Annotated in this window: 18 protein-coding genes; 7 read left to right on the forward strand and 11 right to left on the reverse strand. The window is 69.7% G+C overall.

Going from position 1 to position 22,772, the window contains the following annotated elements:
* Nucleotides 1–39: 39 nt before the first annotated feature.
* Nucleotides 40–1,425, forward strand: a complete 1,386-nt coding sequence (locus tag HR086_RS17710) for a nitrous oxide reductase family maturation protein NosD (protein WP_174466196.1) — start codon at nt 40–42, stop codon at nt 1,423–1,425.
* A gap of 55 nt (nt 1,426–1,480) precedes the next feature.
* On the opposite strand, the gene HR086_RS17715 is transcribed toward HR086_RS17710, so the two are convergent.
* From HR086_RS17715 to HR086_RS17725, 3 genes are all read right to left on the reverse strand, one after another.
* The gene (locus tag HR086_RS17715; RefSeq protein ID WP_141640514.1) at nt 1,481–2,236 is read right to left on the reverse strand and encodes a hypothetical protein; all 756 of its coding nucleotides are present in this window, start codon (nt 2,234–2,236) and stop codon (nt 1,481–1,483) included.
* A gap of 27 nt (nt 2,237–2,263) precedes the next feature.
* The gene (locus HR086_RS17720) at nt 2,264–5,461 is read right to left on the reverse strand and encodes a TonB-dependent receptor (protein ID WP_174466197.1); all 3,198 of its coding nucleotides are present in this window, start codon (nt 5,459–5,461) and stop codon (nt 2,264–2,266) included.
* Nucleotides 5,462–5,563: 102 nt separating this feature from the next.
* Nucleotides 5,564–6,166 (reverse strand): TetR/AcrR family transcriptional regulator, encoded by a 603-nt coding sequence (locus HR086_RS17725; protein ID WP_174454287.1) that lies wholly within the window; start codon nt 6,164–6,166, stop codon nt 5,564–5,566.
* A gap of 195 nt (nt 6,167–6,361) precedes the next feature.
* On the opposite strand from HR086_RS17725, the gene HR086_RS17730 reads away from it, so the two are divergent.
* Both HR086_RS17730 and HR086_RS17735 read left to right on the forward strand, forming a co-directional pair.
* The gene (locus HR086_RS17730) at nt 6,362–7,453 is read left to right on the forward strand and encodes a Gfo/Idh/MocA family protein (protein WP_174466198.1); all 1,092 of its coding nucleotides are present in this window, start codon (nt 6,362–6,364) and stop codon (nt 7,451–7,453) included.
* Nucleotides 7,454–7,570: 117 nt separating this feature from the next.
* Nucleotides 7,571–8,557 carry a DUF547 domain-containing protein gene (locus tag HR086_RS17735; protein ID WP_174466199.1) on the forward strand — a complete coding sequence of 329 codons (987 nt, stop codon included), beginning with the start codon at nt 7,571–7,573 and terminating at the stop codon, nt 8,555–8,557.
* Nucleotides 8,558–8,563: 6 nt separating this feature from the next.
* Here HR086_RS17735 and HR086_RS17740 read toward each other — a convergent pair whose 3' ends face one another.
* The gene (locus HR086_RS17740) at nt 8,564–11,419 is read right to left on the reverse strand and encodes an HAD-IC family P-type ATPase (protein WP_174466200.1); all 2,856 of its coding nucleotides are present in this window, start codon (nt 11,417–11,419) and stop codon (nt 8,564–8,566) included.
* Between the two features lie 207 nt (nt 11,420–11,626).
* Here HR086_RS17740 and HR086_RS17745 point away from each other — a divergent pair, with 207 nt between their 5' ends.
* From HR086_RS17745 to HR086_RS17755, 3 genes are read left to right on the forward strand one after another with little or no spacing between them, the layout of a single operon-like run.
* Complete coding sequence (locus tag HR086_RS17745; RefSeq protein WP_174466201.1) at nt 11,627–12,793, forward strand: HEAT repeat domain-containing protein; 1,167 nt, start codon at nt 11,627–11,629, stop codon at nt 12,791–12,793.
* Complete coding sequence (locus tag HR086_RS17750) at nt 12,793–13,779, forward strand: HEAT repeat domain-containing protein (RefSeq protein ID WP_174466202.1); 987 nt, start codon at nt 12,793–12,795, stop codon at nt 13,777–13,779. The genes HR086_RS17745 and HR086_RS17750 overlap by 1 nt, the downstream gene beginning before the upstream one ends.
* A gap of 56 nt (nt 13,780–13,835) precedes the next feature.
* Nucleotides 13,836–14,384, forward strand: a complete 549-nt coding sequence (locus HR086_RS17755) for a peptidase M23 (protein WP_141640507.1) — start codon at nt 13,836–13,838, stop codon at nt 14,382–14,384.
* Nucleotides 14,385–14,449: 65 nt separating this feature from the next.
* Here HR086_RS17755 and HR086_RS17760 read toward each other — a convergent pair whose 3' ends face one another.
* Entirely contained in the window at nt 14,450–15,256 is an 807-nt protein-coding gene (locus HR086_RS17760; protein ID WP_254623600.1) for a helix-turn-helix domain-containing protein, read from the reverse strand.
* 132 nt (nt 15,257–15,388) lie between these two features.
* Here HR086_RS17760 and HR086_RS17765 point away from each other — a divergent pair, with 132 nt between their 5' ends.
* Nucleotides 15,389–15,793, forward strand: coding sequence for a hypothetical protein (locus HR086_RS17765; RefSeq protein ID WP_141640502.1), 405 nt, complete (start codon nt 15,389–15,391; stop codon nt 15,791–15,793).
* A gap of 46 nt (nt 15,794–15,839) precedes the next feature.
* Here HR086_RS17765 and tpx read toward each other — a convergent pair whose 3' ends face one another.
* The 6 genes from tpx to HR086_RS17795 all read right to left on the reverse strand — a co-directional run bounded on the left by tpx (nt 15,840) and on the right by HR086_RS17795 (nt 22,697).
* Nucleotides 15,840–16,358: a thiol peroxidase gene (gene tpx, locus HR086_RS17770; protein WP_141640501.1), complete on the reverse strand. Its 519-nt coding sequence runs from the start codon at nt 16,356–16,358 to the stop codon at nt 15,840–15,842.
* A gap of 18 nt (nt 16,359–16,376) precedes the next feature.
* Complete coding sequence (locus HR086_RS17775; protein WP_141640500.1) at nt 16,377–17,309, reverse strand: ROK family protein; 933 nt, start codon at nt 17,307–17,309, stop codon at nt 16,377–16,379.
* A 14-nt stretch (nt 17,310–17,323) separates the two neighbouring features.
* On the reverse strand, nt 17,324–17,875 hold the full coding sequence (locus HR086_RS17780; protein ID WP_174454280.1) for an NADPH-dependent FMN reductase: 552 nt from the start codon (nt 17,873–17,875) through the stop codon (nt 17,324–17,326).
* A 2-nt stretch (nt 17,876–17,877) separates the two neighbouring features.
* Nucleotides 17,878–19,248, reverse strand: coding sequence for a phosphomannomutase/phosphoglucomutase (locus tag HR086_RS17785; RefSeq protein WP_141640499.1), 1,371 nt, complete (start codon nt 19,246–19,248; stop codon nt 17,878–17,880).
* Between the two features lie 240 nt (nt 19,249–19,488).
* Entirely contained in the window at nt 19,489–21,432 is a 1,944-nt protein-coding gene (locus HR086_RS17790) for a protein kinase (protein WP_174466203.1), read from the reverse strand.
* Between the two features lie 200 nt (nt 21,433–21,632).
* Nucleotides 21,633–22,697, reverse strand: a complete 1,065-nt coding sequence (locus HR086_RS17795; protein ID WP_174466204.1) for a mannose-1-phosphate guanylyltransferase — start codon at nt 22,695–22,697, stop codon at nt 21,633–21,635.
* Nucleotides 22,698–22,772: the final 75 nt, after the last annotated feature.

Consider the following 22,772-nt stretch of genomic DNA (forward strand, 5'->3'; position numbering starts at 1 on the left):
CCTTGGGGAGCGGGGTTTGTCCGACGGGAGGGGATGGGGATGAGGGTCAGCCAGCTGACACTGGGATGGGGCCTTGCCTGCGCGCTGTGGGCGTTCAGCCCCGCATGGGCGGCGAGCACGACCTCGCCCGCCAAGAAGGAGGGCGACCAGGGGAGCGGCGACACCGTGCGGCACACCACGCGCCGCCCGAAACAATTCTCCCGGGAGTGGCACGTGAGCACCTCGGGCTCGGACACGGCGGCGGGGACGAAGCAGGCGCCGTTCCGCACCATCGGCCGCGCGCTGAGAGTCGTAAGTCCCGGTGAGGCCATCCGGGTCGCCTCCGGCGAGTACGCCGAGGGCCTGCTCATCGACAACGCGGTGAAGGCGGGCCGCGCGGATGCCCCCATCACCCTGGTGGGCGAAGGGCGACCGCGCATCGTCCCGACGCCGAAAGGCGGGACGCTGGTCCAGGTGCGCAAGCCCTACTGGATTGTCGAGGGCTTCGAAATCGACGTGCGCGGCCAGCCCCGCTTCGCCGTCCTCTTCGAGGGCAACACCACGGGCTCCGTGCTCACCGGCAACGACCTCCACCACGGCACCCTGGGCGCCGGCATCGCCACCTACGGCGGAGCCCGGGACGTGCTCATCGAGAACAACCACATCCACGACTTCCGCAAGCAACCCAAGGGCGACTCGCACGGCGTCGTCATCCAGGCCACGTCGCGCGGAATCACGGTGCGCGGCAACGACATCCACCACAACTCGGGGGACTCCGTGCAGTGCCTGCTGCCGGACAAGAAGGAAGACGCTCCGGCGAGCGACATCCTCATCGAGAACAACCTGCTCCACGACAACGACGAGAACGCCGTGGACATCAAGACGTGCCATCGCGTCGTCATTCGTGACAACACGATGTACGGCTTCCGCAAGTCCCCCACGTCCTCCGGAGAGGCCGTCGTCATCCACTACTCCGCGCGGGACGTGCGCGTGGAGGACAACACCATCCACGACGCGGGCCGGGGCATCTCCGTGGGGGGCTCGCGAATCGGCGACCAGCCCAGCCCCGTGGGCGTGGTGGTGAGCGGCAACGTCATCCGGGACATCACCCAGAGCGGCGGGAGCGACGGCACGGGCATCCGCGTGGAGAACTCGCGCGAGGTGCAGGTGGTGGACAACGCCATCTCCGGCACGCAGGGCTACGGGATGATGCTCGGCCTGGGCTCCAACGGCGCGCCCAGCGAGAACCTGACGGTGCGGGGCAACAGCATCCAGGGGCGCAGGCTGGTGCGCCTGGGGCAGCGGCAGCACCGGCCCGGCCTGAAGATGGACCGGAACCGGTACGGCTCCAACGGGACGTTCAAGGTGGACCCCCAGGAGGAGACGAACCTCACCGACTGGCGCAAGTCCTCCGGCGTGGACCAGCAGTCCACCCCGCTCCAGTGAGCCCCAGGTCCCCTTCCGCTCGACGAGCAGCGGAAGGGGCCTGCTTCACCGACGCTCAGGGCGTTTCGTCGGACGGCACGTCACCGGTGAGCACGCAGATGAGCGCGTCCGGGTCGCACTTCACGGGGAACAGCGGGTTGATGCCGGAGCCGCGCAGCCGGCCCACGGAGTAGTCCGCGTACGGGTCACACTTCGTCTCGTCCGGCGCGCCCTTCGTCGCACAGCCCACCACGGGCCAGATGCCCTTGGCCTGGTACGTCGCCGTGCAGCCGTTCTCCGTGTAGGTCAGGTCCGCCTTGAACTGCGTGCCCGGAATCCCAGGCGTGTTGTAGATGCGCAGGTTGGACCACTCGTAGCGGAAGCTCTGCGCGGGCAGCGTGGCCGTGGCGGGCACGTCCAGCCGCGTGGGGCTCAGCTGGGGCACGTCGCAGAAGTTGTCCGCGCCGGGCCCTTCGCTCGAGAACGGGCCCACCGAGAACGGCGTGTGCGAGGGGTCCGGGTCCGGCCGGTCCTCCTCGAAATCCGCCACCAGTTCGCCCAGCCGCTCGCTGCGCACCGCGACGGTGTCCCGCGCGTTGGGGTCCTGGCTGTAGTACTTCTGCAGGCCCAGCGGCTCCGGCTTGAGCTGTGCGCACTGCTGGTCCGGATTCTGTCCGGGCAACAGCGTGTACACGGTGGCGAACGAGCCGATGGAGCCGTCGCTCACCGCGCGCGCCACGACACACTGCGGCTCCGGGTCCTCGACGCCACAGCCCGCGAGCAGAACCAAAGCGGCGACGCCGGGTCCCCATCCCATCCAACGAGTCTTCATGGGTGATTGTCCTTTCATGGTGGGGGCCTAGAAGCTGAGCTTCGCGCCCAGACGGACGGAGCGCGGCGCCTGGTAGGCGGTGGGACGCTTGAAGTTGGGGTTGATGTCGGAAGTCGTGATGGGCAGGTTCGTCGCCGTGGAGATGACCTTGCAGCCCGGGTTGTTGGCCGTGAGGCACGCCGTCAAATCCTCCGGCTTGCCGCCCTGCTCAATCGCATAGACGCGGGTGAAGGTCAGCGTCTGGTCCACCGCGGTGTACTGCTGGAAGTTGAAGAGGTTGAACACATCCAGCGACAGGCTCAGCGTGTAGTCCTTGGCCAGCTTCTGGCTGACGCCCACGTGGGTGTCGAGGTTGTGGACCCAGGGCAGCCGGCCGGCGCTGCCGCGCGGCAGGATGAACGTCTCGGAGCCGCTGCGCCGGGGGTGCGCGCCCAGGTAGTTGAGCGGCGTGCCGGAGCGGCTGCGGTAGCCACCGCCAACATTGACGCTCGTCGTCCGCGTCACCTGGAACTCCCGCGCGCCGAACACCTTGATGGCGTGCGTGCGGTCACCGGGCAGCGGACCGTCACGGTTGGTGGTGAGCGACAGCAGGTCGAAGTCGCGCGTGAGGTTGGGCGACAACTGGCCCGTGTCCGCGCGGAACAGGCCGGAGTAGTTGCCGCGCAGCTGGGACCACGTGTAGCTGGCCTGGGCCAGCCAGCCGTCGGAGAACGCCTTCTGGTAGTACAGGTTCACCGCGTCGTACTTGCGCACCGCCTCCGGGAAGTCCGTCGAGTACCCCTTGCCAGGGTTGCCCAGGAAGAAGGTGTTGCCGTCGTCACGGCTCATGTCCTCGATGACGTCGTTGAGCTGGCGGCGGGTGTACGTCAGGCCGAAGCGGCCGAGCAGCACCTCGTACTCGCCGCCCACCATGATTTCGTCCGCGGACTGGGCGCGGATGTTCGGGTCCACCGGCACGCGGTCGCCACCCTGCGCGTCCCAGGCCTGGTTGGGGCTCTCGCTGTTGCCGATGAGCTGACGGTTGCGGCTGGCCACGCAGTCCGTCACCAGCGAGTTGCGGTCGTCGGGGCGGCACGGCGGCGAGTCATACGTGGCCGACAGCAGCTGCTGCTGCGGGAAGGACAGGTCCGCCATGTCCAGCGGCACGTTCTCGAAGAAGCGCGCGAAGTTGACGAACAGCTTGGAGCGCCCCTGCTGCGTGAAGTCGTAGACGGCGCCCACGCGGGGTGACCACTGGTTGGGAAGGTGCAGGCCCACCTTGTCGTCCAGGCCCCACAGCGTCTGCACGTCGTAGCGCAGGCCCGCGTTGAGCGTGACGGTGTCCATGATGGACCAGCTGTCCTGCACGAAGCCGCCCACCGTCATCGACGTGGACGTGCCTTCCTTGCTGGCCAGGAACACCGGCGAGTCCGGCCCATCCAGGTAGCCGTACTGGTTCAGCGTGTAGAAGCAGTCGCCCCCGGTGCACTCCTGCCAGGGCGTGCCGCCGGTGCGCGCGCGGTTGTTGTAGAAGCTCATCCGCTCCGCGTCGAAGCCCGCCTTGACGATGTGGTGGCCCAACGCCTGGAACAGGTACGTGCCCATCACCTTGCCCTGGACGCGGTCCAACTCCTGCTCGCTGATGGTGCCGGGGCCGCCCGTGGAATAGGCGGTGACAGGACAGTTGCGGCGCTGCTCGGCCTCCGTGGCGCCACAGACAGACGGGTCCATCAGCGACTCGAACTCGGTGATGGTGTGGGGGCCGGGGTTGCGCGTGCGGCGCCAGGCGATGTTCGGCCGGGAGGACAGGCCCGAGTCCGACAAGAGCCCGGAGCCATCCGACGGCAGCTGGCTGTCCGACTGGTGGTGCCAGCCGACCGTCGCATCGACGAGGAACTTCTTGTCGAAGAAGGACGAGGACTGCTTGGCGACGATGTCCATCACGCCGTTGGAGCGCCGGGTGGCGATGGAGTCGTAGGTGCCCTGGACGTAGGCCGTGCAGGACAGGCCCACGCAGACCTCCGGGTCACCGTCGTCGCTGAAGGCATACTTGCCGTCGCCGCCGGAGGAGCGCGGCGTGCCGAAGACGGAGAGCGACAGGTTGTGGTCCGGGTTGAAGAGGTACGTCAGCTTGCTCATGTACTGGATGCTGCGCTCGTCCGCGAAGCGGGTGGTGCGCGAGCCTTCAATCGGCGTCACCTGACCGAAGCCCGTCTCCGGGTCCCTGCGGCGCTGGCCCACCGTGGCGCAGCCGATCGCCGGGTCCACCTCCGTGCAGAAGTCCAGCGTGCTCAGCTGCCGGTCCACGCGGATGCGATTGAACGACGGCGCCACGCCCACGTAGAACCAGAGCTTGTCCTTGAGGATGGGGCCGCCCAAATCAAAGCCGAAGTCACCCTGGTTCCAGGGCTGACCCTGCGCGGAGATGACGGTGCCTTCCTGGCGGACCACCGTGCCGTTGCGCTGCAACGCACCGGGCGCCATGTTCGCGAACACCGAGCCGTGGAACTCGTTGGAGCCGGACTTGGTGACGACGTTGAGCACGCCACCCGTGGAGCGGCCGTACTCCGGCATGTAGCCACCGGTGATGACGTTGACCTCCTGGACGAACTCGACGGACAGCGGCGTGCCCAGCGTTCCCACGCTCGGGTCATTCACCGACAGGCCATCCACCACGTACTGGCTCTCCGGCGAGCTGCTCCCGCTGACGCTCACGCCGTAGCGGTCCTCCGTGGCGCCCGGGGCCAGCTCCGCCAGCGACTCGAAGGAGCGCGACGCGGAGCCCTTCGTGCCGGGGCGGATGACGGCCATGGTGCGCAGGAAGTCCGCGTCCACGCTCAGGCCCGTCGTGCTGGAGCCCACGTCCACCGTGGGCGCCGCGCTGATGGAAATCTCCTCGCCGAAGGCCGAGGGCAACAGCTGGATGTTGACCCGGATGGTGCGGTCCAACCGCAGGACGATGTCGGCGCGCACGAAGGGCTCGAAGCCCTCGCGCTCCACGCGCAGCGTGTACGTACCCGGCGGCAACTGGGCGAGCCGGTACTGGCCGCTCGTGTCCGAGACGACCACCCGCTCACCCTGCAGCTTCGGCGACGTCGCCGTCACGACTGCGTCCGCGAGCGAACGCTTGTCATCCGCGCTGGTGATGGTGCCGGTGATGACCGAGACGCCCTGCGCGAATGCCCCCGCGCCAAAGAGCAGGACCGCGAGACACAGCCCGCGAGCAAGACCTACACGTATGGACAAAGCTGACTCCCTCCCGTGATTCAGGGAGCACTCTGTCTCAAGACACGAGAAAGCAACAATCCCTAATTAAACAGTGCGGATTGGCGAGCCGCGCCATGCGCGCTAGGTGGCGCAGGCGGCGGTTGCCTGCTCCAGGGAGCGATCAAACGCCAGCCGCAGGAAGGCATCCAGCGGGGCGCGGCCCTTCTCCACGCGGCTGCGCAGCACTGCGCCCTCCCAGGCCCCGAGCATGAAGGTGGCGAGCATCTCAGGAGCGACGTCCTTGGCGACCTCTCCGGAGCCCTGCGCCTCGAGCAGCACTTCCTCCAGGCGCGAGGACCACTCGGCGAAGGAGGCCGCCACGCGCTCGCGGATGAGGGGGCTGTGGTCGGCCAGCTCCGCGGCGAAGTTCGCCAGCAGGCAGCCGCACTCGAACCTGCCCGCGACGAGCACCTCCACCTGCGCGGCGAAGTAGGCGCGCAGCCGTCGCAGCGGCGTGAGGGACGTGTCTCGCAGCAGGGACAGGTCCGCGCTGCTGGCGCGCATGTACTGGTCCACCACCGCCGCGCCCAGCGCTTCCTTGCTTTCGAAGTGGTTGTAGAAGGAGCCCTTCGGCACGCCGGCCGCGTCGGTGATGTCCTGCACGCCGCAGCCGTTGAACCCTTGAGTACGCAGGGTCTCCAGACCGGCGGCGAGCAGCTTGTCGCGAACGCTGGCTCTCGGCATCGCTCCCTTTTAGGGCCCGTGCCCCGGGCCGTCAAAACCCGCCTCGAATTCGATACAACCCCATGATTCTCCATGGCTTTTCTGTGAATATGACCAGTCGTCTTGAATCCACGGAGGTCGCTCGCTAGCCTGCCGACCGGGAGCGGAGCCCGGACTGGCGCGGTGCCGCCCCGTCACCTGCGAAGGAGTGGAGCGATGGGCAAGTCGAGCGTGTCGGACAGGATTCGGGTGGGCATCATCGGGGCGAGCCCGCAGTGGGGGTGGGCGACCTACGCGCATCTGCCCGCGCTGCAGTCCCTGCCGGGCTATCGCGTCACGGCGGTGAGCACCACGCGGCAGGTGAGCGCGGATGAGACGGCGCGCCGGTTCGACGTGCCGCATGCGTTCGCGAGCTTCGAGCCGCTGGTGGAGCATCCCGAGGTGGACCTCGTCGTCGTCTCGGTGCGCGCGGCCGAACATGCGCGGTTGGTGCGCGCCGCCATCGCCGCGAAGAAGAACGTGTTCTGCGAGTGGCCGCTGGGCGTTTCGGTGGAGGAGACGACGGAGCTGGCGGCGCTGGCGCAAGCGGCGGGGGTGCGCACCGTCATCGGGCTTCAGCGTCGGCTGGCGCCCGGCGCGCGTTATCTGAGGGATTTGCTCCAGGAGGGCTACGTGGGGCAGGTGCGCTCCGCGACGCTCCAGGTGTCCACGGCCATGCTCGGGCACACGCGGCCCAAGGCGTATGACTACACGGCGGACGCCACCAAGGGGGCCAACGCGCTGGCCACCATCACCGCGCACTTCCTCGACACGGTGCTGGCGGCGGTGGGGGATTTCCAGAGCGTGGCCGCGCTCGTCACGCGCCAGTTCGAGCACACCACGCTGGCGGAGACGGGCGAGGTCATCCCCGTCACCGCGCCGGACCAGGTGCTCATCACCGGCACGCTGAAGAGCGGCGCGGTGCTGTCCGCCCATGTCGAGGCCGGCAAGCGCAATGGCGGCGGCATCGGCTGCACCATCACCGGCACCGAGGGGGACCTGTACCTGTCGCAGGACCTCACCGTGTCCGGAGCGCGAGGCGACAACCAGCCGCTCCAGTTGCTGCCGACGCCGGAGAAGTACCTCCTGAGCGCCAAGGGCGCGCTGACCGACGACGCGCACCAGACGGCGCAGCTCTACGCGGCGTTCGCGAAGGACGTCGCGGAGGGCACGTCGCTCGCTCCCGACTTCCAGCACGCGCTGAAGCTGCACCGTTTGCTGAACACGTTCGCGGAGTCGTCCGCGTCGGGACAATGGCGGACGCTGTAGCGGAGTCTTCCGCGCGTCAGCAGCGGGGATGCCGGTGGCGCCCTCCTCGTCGGGACAGCGGCGGACGCTGTAGCGGAGGCCTCCGCGTCTGGTCACCAAGGTAGGTGGCGGGTGGGCATGGCGTCCTTCTGTGTGCTCGCCGGGCGGGAGACCGATGGGGGCAGGTGGCACAGGCTCGCGCTGGTCTATGCTGCGCGCCGCGTGGACGCTCCCCTGCCCTCCCGACGACGCTACCTGGTGGCCGCCGTGCTCTTCGCCAGCATGAGCATGCTGGCGGCACTGGCGGCGTTGCACGTGCAGGGCCTGCTACCCGCCTCCGTGCCTTCCGCCGACGAGCCCTTCCACTACCAGGGCTTCGAGAAGGTGCTGCGACACGTCCAGCCGGACGGCGATGTGGACTTCTCCTCCGTGGGGCGCGAGCGCGCGGAGCTGGACCTCTTCGTCGCGTCGCTCGCCTCGTTCTCTCCGCACAATCGGCCAGATGTCTTCCCGACGTCGGAGGACGCGCTCGCCTTCTGGCTCAACACCTACCACGCGCTCGTGCTCCAGCAGGTGGTGGATGGGTATCCCTATCTGGAGAGCGTGGAGCAGCCCTGGCCAGGGCGCTTCTTCTGGGCCCGCTCATGGCCCGTGGGCGGCCGGCGGATGACGCTGTGGTCGCTGCGCCATCGCGTCCTCTCCGGGGAGTTCGCCGACCCGCGCGTCCACCTCGCGCTCTTCCACGCCACCCGGGGCGGCCCGCGCATGGACAGCTCCCACTTCCAACCCGAGTACCTCGACGCGCAGCTCAACGAGGCCAGCCGCCGCTTCGTCGGCGACAAGCGCCACGTGCGCCTCGACAGGGACACCGTGCACCTGGCGCGCCTGTTCGAGACGTACCGCGAAGACTTCCTCGCCGCCCTGCCCGAGGGACGCCGGGGCAACGTGCTCCAGTTCGTCTGGGCCTTCCTTCCCGACACCTGCGAGGAGCGTCCCGGCTGCGACACCCGCGCGGACCTGGACCACGCCTGCGGACCCAAGCTGGACCGCTGCCACATCGTCTTCGAGGCCGAGGACACCTCGCTCCCGGACGCCGCCGCGCGCCCCTCGCGCACGGAGCGCTGAAGCACCTCACGCCGGCAGACGCTCGTGAGTCCCCGGAGGCGGCGTGTGCTCCTCGTCCTCTCGCGAGCGGGGGCGGGAGCGGGAGCGCTCCACCGGACCGCCGTCCTTGCGTCCGCGCAGCCACTTCTCCAAGCCCACCGCGGGCACCACCACCGCGCCCACCAGTACGGACAGGCCAATGGCCTCCAGCGACAGCGGCGCGGTGCCGAAGATGCGCCGCATGAAGGGCACGTACATGAAGGCGAGCTGCAAGAGCACCAGCGCCCCAATCCCCATGAACACGGAGGGGTTGCTGAACAGGCCCACCTTGCGCAGCGAGCCGGTGAGCGTGCGGCACATCACCATGTAGAAAATCTGGAAGCTGATGACGGTATTCACAGCCATCGTCTGCGCCTCGGCCAGCGCCCGCGCGTGCCCCACGTCCGGCACCTCGTGCGAGTACTCCCAGAGGAACAGGCCGATGGCGCCCGCCGCCATCAGCAGGGCGACGAGGCCCGTGCGCATCACGATGAAGTGACTGAGCACCGGAGCGTCCGGATTGCGCGGCCTGCGCCGCATGACGTCCGACTCACGCGCCTCGAACGCCAGCGGCAGCGCGAGCGACACCGTGGCCACCAGGTTTATCCAGAGCAACTGCGTGGGCAGCATCGCCATCAATGGCACCGGCCCCCCTCCGAAGTCCTGGATGGGAAAGAAGGCCACGCCACACAGGAGGATGAGCGCGAGCCCCAGGTTGGTGGGCAACACGAAGGCCAGCGACTTGATGAGGTTGTCGTAGACGCGCCGTCCCTCCTCCACCGCCGCCGCGATGGAGGCGAAGTTGTCGTCCGTGAGGACGATGTCCGCCGCTTCCTTGGACACCGCCGTGCCGGTGATTCCCATGGCCACGCCGATGTTCGCCTGCTTGAGCGCGGGCGCGTCATTGACGCCGTCCCCCGTCATCGCCACCACGTGCCGCCGCTGCTGGAGCGCGCGCACCAGCCGCAGCTTGTGCTCCGGCGCCACCCGCGCGAAGACATTGGTGCGCTCGGCCACGTCCGCCAGCGCCTCATCGTCCAGCGCTCCCAACCTCGCGCCCGCGACACCGGGCGTCCCTGGCTCGTGCAGCCCGAGCCGCGCGCCAATGGCCTCCGCCGTCGCGAGATGGTCGCCCGTAATCATCTTCACGACGATGCCCGCCTCGTGGCACGCCCTCACCGCCTCGATGGCCTCCTCGCGAGGCGGGTCCATCATCCCCTCCAGTCCCAGCAGCTCCAGGCCCCCCTCCGCGTCCTCCAGTGCCAGGGTGTCTCGCGTCTCCGCCAGCTCGCGCGAGGCCACGGCCAGCACGCGCATCCCCCGCCGCGCCAGTCGCTCCACCTCCTCCAGCACGGCCTCGTTCGACGCGGCGCCGTCCGGCGCGCACCGTGCCAGCACGACTTCGGGCGCGCCCTTGAGGAGCAGCACGCGGCCTCCTCGCGCGTCCTCATGCAGGGTGGCCATGAACTGGCTCTCGGACTCGAACGGGATGGCGTCCAGCCGGTGGAAGCGGGCGCGGGCTTCGTCCACGCCGAGGCCCGCCTTCTCCGCCGCCACCACCAGCGCGCCCTCGGTGGGGTCACCCGTCATCCGCCAATCACCGCCCTGCCCGTGCAGCGCGGCGTCGTTGCACAGCGCGCCCGCGAGCAGCAGCTCCCGCACGTCCTCGGGCACCAGCAGGGCGCTGAGCGGCGGGCCATCCCTGCGCAGCTCTCCCCGAGGCGCATAGCCCACCCCGGTGACGGTGTAGCGCCCCGTCGGTGTCCACAGCGCCTGCACCGTCATCTCGTTGCGCGTGAGCGTGCCCGTCTTGTCCGAACAGATGACGGTGGTGCTGCCCAGCGTCTCCACCGCTGGCAGCTTGCGGATGACGGCGCGACGGGCCGCCATGCGTTGCACGCCGATGGCCAGGGCGATGGTGACGATGGCGGGCAGGCCCTCCGGAATCGCCGCCACCGCCAGGGTAATCGCCACGACGACGGCCTCGCTGAGGTCATAGCCGCGCCACAGGCCCACCCCGAGCAGGAGCACGGACACGACGAGGATGGCCCCGGTGATGACCTTGGCGATGGTCGCGAGCGCCTTCGTCAACGGCGTCTGGAGGTCCGTCGCCCCTCGGAGCATCTCCGAGATTCGGCCCAGCTCCGTGGCACCGCCCGTGGCCACCACCACCGCCCTGGCCGCGCCGGACGTCACCAGCGTGCCGCCGAAGACGACGCTCGTCCGGTCGCCCAGCTCCGCGTCCTCCTCGACGGGCAGGGGCTGCTTCGACGCGGGGACGGACTCGCCGGTGAGCGCGGCCTCCTCGATTTGGAGGTTGCGTGAGGACACCAGCCGCATGTCCGCGGGCACCTTGTCTCCAGAGGCAATCTCCACCACGTCGCCAGGCACCAGCTCCGCCGCGGGCACCGCGCGCTTGTCGCCGGCGCGCACCACGGTGGCGTTCTCCGGCACCATCCGGCTCAGCGCCTCGATGGCCTTGCCCGCACGGAACTCCTGCACGAAGCCGATGACGGTGTTGAGCACCACCACCGCCGCCACCACCAGCCCGTCCGTCACCTTCCCCATCACCACCGCGAGCACCGCCGAGACGATGAGCACCCAGATGAACGGGCTGTTCACCTGACGCCAGAGCAGCCTCAGCGGCCCTTCACCCTTCTGGCGCTCCAGCACGTTGGGCCCGTGGCGCATCAACCGCTCTCGCGCCTGCTCGTCCGTCAGGCCCTCGGCGCCACTCTCCAACTGCTCGAACACGCGCTCGGGGGGAAGGGCATGCCAGGGCACGGCTCCGCGAGAAGACGCACGGCCATCCTCTCCAGAGGCGGCGGGTGGCGGCTCGTGCATGGGACTCCCCCTGCCAGGCATCGGCTGTGATGGGAGGCGTCACCTCCACCTCACCCGGGAAAGCTATGTCCGCCGCTTCCGCGCGCTTCACGCCCGCCCTCGCAGGGAGCAGGCGTCGCGTCGGGCCCGTGACAAATCCGTTGCCATTCACGCATTTTCCAAGTAATCGAGAATTCTCAGTTTTAACAACCTATCGACTTTCTCCTGATGACCTTCAGAAAGCCTGGTTGGGCCCTGGTGGGCGCGGTGCTGGTGGGGGCGGCTGTCGCCCTGCTGCTCTCCCGAGGGGCACCTCCCTCCGTCGAGGACAGCGCGCGCTCCGATTCCGCAGCGAGGCCGCCCTCCGCGAGCGGCGTGCTGGTCGGCACGTCTTCAGGGACGCCGTCTCCCAACGAGCCGAAGCTGGCGGTTGAACAGCTTCCCATGCCGGGGTGCTGGGACGGCCTGAGAGAGCTCGACAAGACGGCCACGCTGGACTCGCTGCGCGAGGCGCTGGGTGTCGCGGTGGGCAAGCGGGACAACCTGCTGGCGACGTACCTCCAGGAGCGCCTGACGGAGCTGGTGGGCCAGGACGCGGGACGCGGGCTCCAGGTGGTCGAGTGGGCGAAGCAAGCCAGTCCTCCCGAGCTGGGGCTCTACCTGGACGCGCTCAAGGCGGCCCCGGCCGTCCACGACGCGAAGGTGTCGGAGGCGCTGCTGAAGCTGGGTGAGGACCGGAGCATGCCGCTCCAGAACCGCTCGGCGGCGCTGGACGCGTTGGAGACCCAGCGACGCCTGTCCCCCAGCGATTTGGCGCGACTGAAGGCCGTGGCGCTGGACGAGACGGCGGACTCCACGGCCTGGGTGGCCACGCGCACCCTGGGCCGGGTGATGAAGGAGGACTTCGAGCGCACCGGCACCCATGCCCCGTACTGGAAGGAGCTGCTCTCCATCGCCGGCAAGTCGGACGACATGGCGGTGCGGCTGCTCGCGCTGGAGATGCCGTCGTATTCCAATCCGCTCATCGGCTCGGAGTCGTTCGACGAGCTCCAGCGCATCCTCACCACGGACCGAGAGCGCGACGTGCGGGAGATGGCGGCCTTCCGGCTCGGCGTCACCCGCGAACCGGAGGAGGCCCTGAAAATCTACGAGGCGGCCTTCGAGAAGGAGCACGACGTCTGCGTGCGCTGGGCCATCTTCCGCTTCGCCGTGCGCGCCGCCGGAGAGAAGGCGCTGCCGCTGCTGGCGAGGCTCGCCGCGAAGGACCCGCGCTTCCAGCGCGACTACGCGGAGTTCAAGCAGCTCTACGCCTCCGGCACGGTGGACTTCGCCCGCATCTGGCTGGGCAAGGGCGAGCACCACGCGTGCCTCGTCGAGGAAGGAGCGCCGCACTGATGGACGCCCTCGTGAGGAAGCACCTGGGGCGCGCGCTGCTGCTGTCGGCCCTGGCATTCGGGGGGATGTCCGCGAGCGCGGCCCAGCCCCTGCTGACGCCGTCCACCTGCACGGTGGAGACGATGCTGGTGGACGTGCGCGCCGCGCTGAAGGGCGGCTCGCCGGCGCTGCGGCGCTACGTGAAGCTGCGGCTGCGAGAGGCGGCGCTGGCCCTGCCCGTCGCCGAGCTGCAGGCCGCGCTGGAGCGGGAGCGCGAGCCGGAGGTGCTGGAGGCCCTGGGCGCGGCGCTGGCCACCAAGGCGAGCCACGCCGAGTCACCCACGCTGGTGCAGCCGCTATTGGCCCGGGCCGCCGGAGACGCGGACCCGGCCGCACGCGCGGCGGCCGTGCGCGCACTGAGGGCCACGCCCTCCGTGGAGTTCATGGCGAAGAACGGCGGCGTGGTGACATACGAGCAGCTCGCGAGGGATTCATCCCCCGAGGTGCGCCAGGCCGTGGCCGACAACCTGCGGGAGGAGAGCGCGCAGGTGTACTCCGGCCATGACCGCGCGGTGTCGGAGACGGCGGTGTCGGTGGCGGCGGCGACGGAGGACCCGGCGGTGGCGGCGAAGCTCTTGGGCGAGGTCTCCATGGAGGCCGTGGGCCACGACGCGGTGGAGAGCGTCACGCGGCAGCTCGAGGCGGAGGACCCGGGCCTGCGCGCGGCGGCGGCCACGGCGCTGGGAGGCGTGCCAGGGGCGGAGGCGGATGGGGCGCGGCGCTCGCTGGTGGAGACCTTCCGACGTGACGCGAATCCCGCGGTGCGCAAGGCGGCGCTCGAGGGAATCGCCCGGCTGGGTCAGGCCTCCGCGCGGCCCCTCCTGGAGTCGCTGCGGGGCGTGGACGCGAGCATGGACTTGGAAATCGACGCGTGGCTGTCCGCGCTGAAGCTCAACCTCCAGGAGTGGCACCTGCTGCTGCGTGAAAAGCAGCGGCTGCGGAGGTGACCCCTGCATCACCGCCGTAGGCAGTGCCACAGCGAAACAACCCAGAGGAGGTTTCCATGAAGGGAATGAAGTGGATGTTGGCCACGGTGGTGCTCACCGTGACGGGATGGGCCACCAGCGCGCTGTCCGCGACGGCGGTGGGCCCCATCTGTGACACGGCCGCTCGCGTGGGCTCCACGACGTACTACTCGTGCTCGGGCAGCAGCCACAACGCGCTCGACATGAGCAATGGCACGTGCAGCGAGTGGAACCACCGGGGGATGATCAACGTCAGCCGCTACTACGCCTACTACGGCGGCTGTGCGAACAACTGCAGCGGAGGCACCACCTGTAACGGCGGCGCGGGCAACTACTACGTCGTCACCGGCGCCACCGGCTGGGACTTCCGTCAGCTCCACCTGAACTCCAACGTGTCGTCCGGCTCCAAGACGTGTGACCGCTGTGCGCTGGGCCTCGTGGGCTCCACGGGCAACTCCACCGGCGCGCACGTACACGCGGACAATCGTCAGTACGGCACCCGCAAGACGGCCTGGTACACCAGCGTCGGCACCACTTGCGGCTCCAGCGCGTACTGCAGCAATCGCGTGGGTACGCCCACGCTGTAGTCGCGGTCGCCACACCCCGCGCCCCGCTCCGGTTACCCTATGGCCGGAACGGGGCGTCCCTATTTTCAGGCGTCGGTGTGTCGCGCCGCTTCGGCCGCGGCCTGGCGCAACAGCTCCCCCGTCGCCGCGTCCGCAGGGAAGAACGACTCAATCGCCAGCTCCGCCAGGGTGATGTCCACCGGCGTGCCGAACACCGTCGTCGTGCCGATGAAGGACATGATGCCTCGCGGCGTCTGGATGCGCAGTGGCACCACCACGCCCGCGAAGTCCGGCTCCGCGAACGCGCTTGGAGCCCCCATCGCTCGCAGCTCCTCGAGCAGCGCCGCCAGCGTCACGTCCGCCGTGCTCGACACCTGCCGCTGCAGCCGCGTCAGCACGTGCGCGCGCCACTGCTCCAGGTTGAGGATGCGCCGGCCCAGGCCCTCCGGGTGCAGGCTCAGCCGCAGCACGTTGATGGGAGGCTGGAGCAGCTCCATGGGCACGCCCTCCAGGAGCACCCCGATGGCACGGTTGGCCGTGACCAGTTGCCAGTGCCGGTCCACCGCGAGCGCGGGATAGGGCTCGTGCCCGGAGAGCACCAGCTCCACCGCCTCGCGCGCCGCGCCCATCCGGGGCCCATCCAGCTCGTTCTCCGAATAGACAGGCGCGAAGCCCGCGGCCACCAGCAGCGCGTTGCGCTCGCGCAGGGGCACCTCCAGCTCCTCGGCCAGATGCAGCAACATGTCCCGGCTCGGCGTGGAGCGCCCCGTCTCCAGGAAGCTCACGTGCCGTGCCGACACATCCGCGCGGCACGCCAAATCCAGCTGACTCAAGCTGCGGCGCTGGCGCCACTCCCGCAGCAACTCACCCACCGGACGGCTCGGCATCATCATGCCCCTGACACTAGGAACCCGGGGGAAGCGCTCCAATTACCTCCCACGTAATCGACTTCAAATCCCCCGGCGCGCAATTTGTGTCTCACACGGCGGCCGGATTCACCGGCGCCGCTCTCCAAGGACACACCCATGAGCGCCATTCCCGCTTCCCGCACCCTGCTGGGCCACATCCTGCTCGCCGATGGTCTCATCAGCGGCGCCACCGGGGCCCTGATGTTCTTCGCCGCGGGGCCCTTGAGCGACTTGCTGGGCCTTCATGTCACGCTGCTGCGCTCGGCGGGCTTCAGCCTGCTGCCCTTCGCCGCGCTGCTCGTCTTCCTCGCCATGCGCCCGCTCGTGCCCCGAGCGCTCGTCTGGGCCATCATCGTCGCCAACGTGCTGTGGACGGTGGACAGCTTCGTCCTGCTCGCCTCGGGCTGGGTGCAGCCCACCGTCTGGGGTCAGGCCTTCACCCTGGTGCAGGCCCTCGCCGTGGCGGGCTTCACCTGCCTGGAGCTGATGGCCGTCAAGCAGGCCCGCGTGGTGCACGCCTGAGCCGCCTCACACTCCCGCGCCTGGAAGCGGCGCGGCGCTCGACGACTCAGAGCGCCTTGCGGACCGCTTCCAGCGCGGCGTCGTAGTCCGGCTCGTGCATCATCTCAGGGACGACCTCACGGAAGACGACCTTGCCGTCCCGGCCCACCACGAAGGTGCTGCGCGCCAGGAGGCCCAGCTCCTTCATGTACAGGCCGTACTTCCGCGCGAACTCGCGGTTCTTGTAGTCCGACAGCACCGCGACGTTGTTGATGCCTTCGGCCGCGCTGAAGCGGTTGAGCGCGAAGGGCAGATCCAGGCTCAGGTACCAGACCTTCACGTCCGGCCCCATGTCCGTCGCCTGCTTGTTGAACATGCGCAGCTGGATGGCGCAGACCTTGGTGTCCACGCTGGGCGCCACGCTCAGCACCACGACCTGACCCTTGAGCTCCGACAGCTGGTGGGACTCGAAGAACCCCTTGAAGACGGTGAAGTCAGGCGCGACGTCGCCCACCTGCACCTGTCCGTCCCCCTCCAGCGTCACCGGCTGTCCCCGGTAGGTGACCTGGTTCTTGAACTCGGCCATGAATCCCCACTCCTCTCATCACGCGGCCAGCAACGCCGCACCAATGAGGCCGCTGTCGTCACCGAGCTCCGCGTCGGCGATGAGCAGCCCCTCGCGGGACGTCTGGGACGCCCACGCCCGCACACCATCCAGCACCCGGCGCCGCATGCCGGGACAGTGGTTCAACACCCCACCGCCCAGGATGAGTCGCGCCGGATTCAACACCGTCACCTGGTTGGCCACCGCCAGCGCCAGGAACCGCGCGGCCCGCTCATACACCTCCCGAGCCGCCGCGTCGCCTGCTTCCGCCGCCTGCTCCAGCGTCACCGGCGTGAGCTTCGTGGCGTCATTCCCCACCAGCTCCGCCAGTGCGGGCGAGCTCCCGGCCGCCAGCAGCTCCCGCGCCTGCGCGATGAGGTTGTGTCCGCCGGCATACGCCTCCAGGCACCCCTGCTCACCACAGCCGCAGCGCCGGCCATCCGGCACCACCTTGATGTGGCCCAGCTCTCCCGCCACGCCGCCCGCGCCATCCAGCAACTGTCCGCCCGCGATGATGGCGCTGCCCACGCCCGAGCCCACGAAGACCACCAACAAATCCTGGGCGCCGCGCCCCGCGCCCGCGTGCAGCTCACCCCAGGCGGCGGCGGACAGGTCGTTCACCACCTTCACCTTCTGCCCCAGCCGGTCCGTGAGCAACTGGCCCAGCGGCACGTTGCGCCAGCCCAGGTTGGGGGCGACCGACAGCACGCCGGAGTCCTTGTGAATCTGCGCGGCCGCGCCCACGCCACAGCCGCCCACCACGACGCCCGCGGACTTCACCGCCGCGGACGCCGCCTGGGCGATGGTCTCCACCACCCCGGTGGGGCTGCGCTCGTCGAGGGCCACCTTCGCCGACGCGAGCATCTTTCCCGCCGCGTCCACCACGGCGGCGCGGGCGAACGTCCCACCCAGGTCGATTCCTAGCGTCGCCATGGCGGTGTCCTTTCTCAACCCTTCACGCGCTCGAACAGCTCGGTGACCAGCGCTTCGACTTCCTTCTTCCGCGCGTCGTCCTTCAGCGCACCCTCGGGCGTGAAGGCCTCCATCGCCCGCGCCAGGTGCACCTGGGTGGGCAGCACCAGCGCGCCCACCGAAGACATCACCTGCCGCAGGTGCGGCTGCATGCGCGACGTGCCGAAGTTGCCGGGGCTCGCGCCCATGAGCGCCGCCCACTTGCCCTGGAACAACCGGCCCGGCGCACGCGACGCCCAGTCGATGGCGTTCTTCAGGCCGCCGGGAATGGACGAGTTGTACTCGGGGCTCGAGATGAGGAAGCCCTGGGCCCTGGCCACCCGCTCGCGCAGCGCGACGACGGGCGCCGGCAGGCCCTGGGCCTCCACGTCGCCGTCATAGAGCGGGACGCCGAGCGACTTGAGGTCCACGACGTCGACCTCGGCCCCCAGCGCGCGGGCCTTCTGGACGCCCACCGCCAGGAGCAGTTGGTTGAAACTGCCGCTCCGGAGACTTCCGCTGATGGCGAGGATGCGAGGCGACGACATGCTCACCCGCCCACTTCCTTCTGCACACGGGCCACCGTGCCCTCGATGAGCGCCTGGATTTCCTTGAGGCGCTCGGCCGTGTTGGCCTCGAAGCGAAGGACGAGGATGGGCTGCGTGTTGGAGGCGCGGATGAGGCCCCAGCCGTCGGGGAACGTCACGCGCACGCCGTCCACGTCGATGATGTCGTGGCCCGCCGCGCGCAGCGTCTCCGTGGCGCGCTTGACCATCTCGAACTTCTTCTCTTCCTTCGTCTCGAAGCGCAGCTCGGGGCTGGCGTACGTCTTGGGCACGTCGGCGAGCAGCTCGGACAGCTTCTGCTTCTCGTGGGTGAGGATTTCCAGCAGGCGCGCGGACGAGTACACCGCGTCGTCGAAGCCGAAGTAGCGGTTCTTGAAGAAGATGTGGCCGCTCATCTCCCCGGCCAGCTCCGCGTGCTCCTCCTTCATCTTCGCCTTGATGAGGGAGTGGCCCGCCTTCCACATGATGGGCCTGCCGCCGCGCTTCGCGATGTCGTCGTACAGCGTGTAGCTGCACTTCACCTCGCCGACGATGGCCGCGCCCGGGCTGTCCTTCAGCACGTAGCGGCTGAAGAGGACCATGATCTGGTCTCCCCAGAGGATGTTGCCCTGGTCGTCGATGACGCCGATGCGGTCGCTGTCGCCGTCGTAGGCGATGCCCACCTCCGCCTTTTCGCGCTTCACCGCGGCGATGAGGTCCTGGAGGTTCTCCACCACCGTCGGGTCCGGGTGGTGGTTGGGGAACGTCGCGTCCATCTCGCAGAACAGGGGCACCACCTCGAAGCCCATGCTCTCGAACAGCGGGACGGCGATGGCGCCGCCGGTGCCGTTGCCCGCGTCGATGACGATCTTCATCCCCTTGCGGCCCACCTTCACCGTCTGCTTCACGAAGTGGTTGTAGGGGGTGATGATGTCGAACGGGGTGACGGTGCCGGGCGTGGCGGAGACCTCGAAGTCAGCGGCCTCGATGAGCTTTCGCAGCGCCTGGATTTCGTGGCTGTGGAAGGTCGTCTTCCCCGCGCCAATCTTGAAGCCGTTGTACTCCGGCGGGTTGTGGCTGCCGGTAATCATGGCCAGGCCATCCACCGGCAGGGTGTTGGCGGCGAAGTAGACCAGCGGCGTGGGCACGACGCCCACGTCGAAGACGTTGAGGCCCGTGGACGTCAGGCCGGCACAGAGCGAGTCGCGGAAGCGGGTGGACGACTCGCGGCAGTCGCGGCCCACGGCGATGAAGCGGCCGCCCTTGCGTCGGATGATGGTGCCCAGGCCCTTGCCCAGCAGTTCCACCACCTCGGCGGTGAGGTCCTTGTCCACCAGACCCCGGATGTCGTACTCGCGGAAGATATGCGCGTTCATGAAGGTGTCCCCGCCCTCGGAAGACCGGAGGGCATGACGGAGGGCGGCGGACTCTACACGAGCCCCGACCTTCCCGGCACCCGCCGAGACGGGGGCGCAACCTGCTGAACGGAGGCCCCTCGGGGGCCCTTCAAGTCCCTGGGGTGCCAATCAACCCCTGGATGTGCCCGCCTGTCGGGCGGGCGGCGGTACACGCCGGGTCTCCACGCCCGCTGGAAGGTCTCCCGGAAGACACGGCCCTCAGTGCGTGAGGGCCTCCACGCCAGGGGCCTCGACGGCCGGGAGGACCGCCAGACGCACCCGTCCGCGCAGCTCCTGGTAGTGCCGCAGCCAGGAGGCGTTGAGGGGGTCCAACGAGAGGGCCTCCGCATAGCGCTCCAGCGCGGCGTCCAGCAAACCCCGCGCCTCCAGCGCGTGCCCCTGGGTGAAGAGCGCCCGGGCCCGGGTCTCCGCCAGGGGACGCGCCGCGAGGAAGGCCTTGCGCAGCACGTCCGCCTGAGGCTCCGACAGGCCCGCGGCGAGGCAGCGCGCCACTCCCGCGAGGTTGCCGCGCGTGGCGTCGAAGCCCGCGCGTGACACGGGCTCGCCCAGCACGCGTCCCGCGGCCTCCACCCGGCGCAGGAGCGACTCCAGGGCCTGACGTTGCCCCAGTGGAAGCGCGCGCTGACGGAACAGGTTCAGCCGGCGCAGCGCGGCGCTCGCGCGACGACGCACCTGCTCGAAGTCCTCGTGAGGCAGCGCGCCCAGGAGGGCGTAGGGGTCCCTGGCCACGACGGCCGCGCGCGACAGGAGCCGCCCCAGCTCCGCGTCCGGCACGGGCTCCGCGTCCAGCTCCCCCGGCGTCACGCCCACGCCCAGCGCGCGGCCCAGCAGCGCCCGCGCCGCCTCGCCCGCGAACTGGACATAGAGGCCCGAGGCCCCGCCCCACGCCCGCGCTTCTTCACTCGTGACATGGCGGACCACGTCGCAGTCACACGCCACCTTGCGGCCCCCCAGTGACAGCTCCACGGGGAGCTGCGAGGCCAATTCCGGCAGCGGGCCCGCCCAGGTGGCGAAGAAGCCATCCACCGTCACATCGCCCACGCGCACGGGCACCAGCTCCGTGTCCGTCGCCAGCCCCAGCCGGACGCCCAGCCCGCGCGGCGACTCCATGCGCGGCGGGTTGACCTCGGTCGGCGTGGCGTTCCCATGCGCCGCGTCTCGCAGCGCCAGGTGCAGCGGCGTGGCGCCGTCCTCGGGGAGGATGTGCCCGAAGATGGAGACGCCGCCCTTCGACGTGCGCGTGCGCGTCGACGAAGAGGGCTCCAGTCGCCCGATGCCCTGGCTCTCCAGCAGCGCCTCGCGGAAGGCCCTCGCGTTCGGGAAGCGCTCCCCGGGGCGCTGGGCCAGCGCGCGCAGCAGCACCGTGGAGAGCGCGGGAGGAACCCGCGGGTTGAGCACGTGCGGCTCGGTGGGCGACAGGCCTCCCACGCGGCCGAAGCCGAAGGGCAGCCGTCCCGTGGCGAGCAGGTAGCCCACCACGCCCAGCGCATACAGGTCCGTGCGCCCGTCCACCGCGTCCCCCGCCCACTGCTCGGGCGCGAGGAAGGCGGGTGAGCCCACCACCATGCCGCACGCGCGCTCCTCCGGAGAGAGGCTGGCGGAGAGCACCGCCTGCGTGCCGAAGTCGAGCACCTTCACCTGCCGCTCACCGCGCGAGTCCCACGTCAGGATGAGGCTGTCCGCGGACAGGTCCCCGTGCACCAGCCCTCGCGAGTGCGCGGCCTCGAGCGCGCACAGCGCCTGGGCCAGGAGCAGCACCACCTCCGCCGAGGCCAGCGGCATGGGCAGGCGCGAGAAGGGCTCACCCTCCGCGTACTCCATGAGGAGGCACGGCAGTCCCTCGGGGCCCCGGCGCACATCCAGCACGCGGGCCACGTGGCGGTGCTTCAGTCCGCGCAGCGCCCGGGCCTCCGCCTGGAAGCGCGCGAGCACCGCGGGCTGGGCGGCCAGGTGCCGATGCAGCACCTTCACCGCGAAGCGATGGCCCGTGGGCTGGTGCTCGGCCAGGTACACCGTGCCCAGCGCTCCGGCCCCCAGCGGCTGGCGCAGCACGAGCGGACCGTGACGCTGCCCTTCCAGCGACGGCGCCTGGGGACAGCCCGTACCCACCGGATGCTCCACCGCGCAGTGCCTGCATGCCATGTTCGCCACCGCCCCTGCCGCCCCTGGATGGGGCGGGCGGCGGTGGCACTGCAACCCCCGTGCACCCCCCGCTTCGTCACCGACTGGACAGGACAACCTCCCGACGGGACGAGAACCCGGGGAAACCCGTTACCCACGAAGCGGAAAATGTTTCAGCCCCGAGAGTGGAAGTTTCTCCAGCGCACACTGGGCGCCTGCGCCTACAGATACTTCTGAAGCTTGCGGGCCTTGAGGGCCTCGACCACCTTGCGGACGTCCTGGCTCTTCTCGCGAGGCACCACCAGCACCGCGTCGCCGGAGTCCACCACCACCACGTCGGTGAGGCCGACGACGGCCAGGGGGCGCTTGTCCGCGAGCACCACGCAGCCCTTGCAGTCCACCACCACCGCCGATGCGCCGGAGATGACGTTGCCGTTCTCGTCCGCGGGGCGGACCTCCGGAATCGCCGCGAAGGAGCCCACGTCGGACCAGCCGAAGTCCCCGGGCAACACCGCGATGTTGGAGGCCTTCTCCATGACGCCGTAGTCGATGGAGATGGAGGGCAGCTTGGGGAAGACCTTCTTCAGCACCGGGCCGAAGGTGCGCTTGCCCGCCGCCTTGCTCAGCGCGGCCAGGCCCTTCTTCATCTCCGGCATGTGCTGCTCGAAGGCGGCCAGGATGACGTCGGCGCGGAAGACGAAGATGCCGCCGTTCCACAGGTACTCGCCGGAGGAGACGTACGCCTTGGCCGTCTGCGTGTCGGGCTTCTCCTTGAACGCCTTCACGGAACGGCCGCCACCCGAGAGCGCGTCACCCACCTGGATGTAGCCGTAGCCCGTCTCCGGGCGGTTGGGCTGGATGCCCAGGGTGACGATGTGCCCCCCTTCCGCGATGCGGGCCGCCTCCTCCAGCGTGCGCTTGAAGCCGGGGACGTCCGCGACATGGTGGTCCGAGGGCAGCACCACCATGATGCCCTTCGGGTCTCTGGCGGCCACGTGCACGGCGGCCAGCGCAATCGCGGGCGCGGTGTTGCGAGCCACCGGCTCCACCAGGATGTTCGCCTTGGGCAGCCCCTTCACCAGCTTCGCCGCGGCCTTCGCGTGCGGAGGGCCGCACACGATGAAGGTGTTCTTCACCGTCGACAGGCCCTTGAGACGGGCGGCGGTGTCGGTGATGAGCGGCAGCTTGGAGGCCAGGGGCAGGAACTGCTTGGGCCGCGCCTGACGGGACAGGGGCCAGAAGCGAGTGCCGGAGCCACCGGCCATGATGACGGGGTAGAGGGCCATGCGGGGTACGACTCCTGCGAGTGCCGGCTCGTCGCCAGCGGGAGGCGCCAGGGTCTTCCCCCAGCGTGAATGGCG

Source organism: Myxococcus sp. CA039A (assembly GCF_013336645.1).
Lineage (GTDB): Bacteria > Myxococcota > Myxococcia > Myxococcales > Myxococcaceae > Myxococcus > Myxococcus llanfairpwllgwyngyllgogerychwyrndrobwllllantysiliogogogochensis.

Coding starts and splice junctions, on each gene's coding strand:
- HR086_RS17710 (WP_174466196.1), top strand. CDS start 40: ATGAGGGTCAGCCAGCTGACACTGGGATGGGGCCTTGCCTGCGCGCTG.
- HR086_RS17715 (WP_141640514.1), bottom strand. CDS start 2,236: ATGAAGACTCGTTGGATGGGATGGGGACCCGGCGTCGCCGCTTTGGTT.
- HR086_RS17725 (WP_174454287.1), bottom strand. CDS start 6,166: ATGCCGAGAGCCAGCGTTCGCGACAAGCTGCTCGCCGCCGGTCTGGAG.
- HR086_RS17730 (WP_174466198.1), top strand. CDS start 6,362: ATGGGCAAGTCGAGCGTGTCGGACAGGATTCGGGTGGGCATCATCGGG.
- HR086_RS17735 (WP_174466199.1), top strand. CDS start 7,571: ATGGCGTCCTTCTGTGTGCTCGCCGGGCGGGAGACCGATGGGGGCAGG.
- HR086_RS17740 (WP_174466200.1), bottom strand. CDS start 11,419: ATGCACGAGCCGCCACCCGCCGCCTCTGGAGAGGATGGCCGTGCGTCT.
- HR086_RS17745 (WP_174466201.1), top strand. CDS start 11,627: ATGACCTTCAGAAAGCCTGGTTGGGCCCTGGTGGGCGCGGTGCTGGTG.
- HR086_RS17750 (WP_174466202.1), top strand. CDS start 12,793: ATGGACGCCCTCGTGAGGAAGCACCTGGGGCGCGCGCTGCTGCTGTCG.
- HR086_RS17755 (WP_141640507.1), top strand. CDS start 13,836: ATGAAGGGAATGAAGTGGATGTTGGCCACGGTGGTGCTCACCGTGACG.
- HR086_RS17760 (WP_254623600.1), bottom strand. CDS start 15,256: ATGATGATGCCGAGCCGTCCGGTGGGTGAGTTGCTGCGGGAGTGGCGC.
- HR086_RS17765 (WP_141640502.1), top strand. CDS start 15,389: ATGAGCGCCATTCCCGCTTCCCGCACCCTGCTGGGCCACATCCTGCTC.
- tpx (WP_141640501.1), bottom strand. CDS start 16,358: ATGGCCGAGTTCAAGAACCAGGTCACCTACCGGGGACAGCCGGTGACG.
- HR086_RS17775 (WP_141640500.1), bottom strand. CDS start 17,309: ATGGCGACGCTAGGAATCGACCTGGGTGGGACGTTCGCCCGCGCCGCC.
- HR086_RS17780 (WP_174454280.1), bottom strand. CDS start 17,875: ATGTCGTCGCCTCGCATCCTCGCCATCAGCGGAAGTCTCCGGAGCGGC.
- HR086_RS17785 (WP_141640499.1), bottom strand. CDS start 19,248: ATGAACGCGCATATCTTCCGCGAGTACGACATCCGGGGTCTGGTGGAC.
- HR086_RS17790 (WP_174466203.1), bottom strand. CDS start 21,432: ATGGCATGCAGGCACTGCGCGGTGGAGCATCCGGTGGGTACGGGCTGT.
- HR086_RS17795 (WP_174466204.1), bottom strand. CDS start 22,697: ATGGCCCTCTACCCCGTCATCATGGCCGGTGGCTCCGGCACTCGCTTC.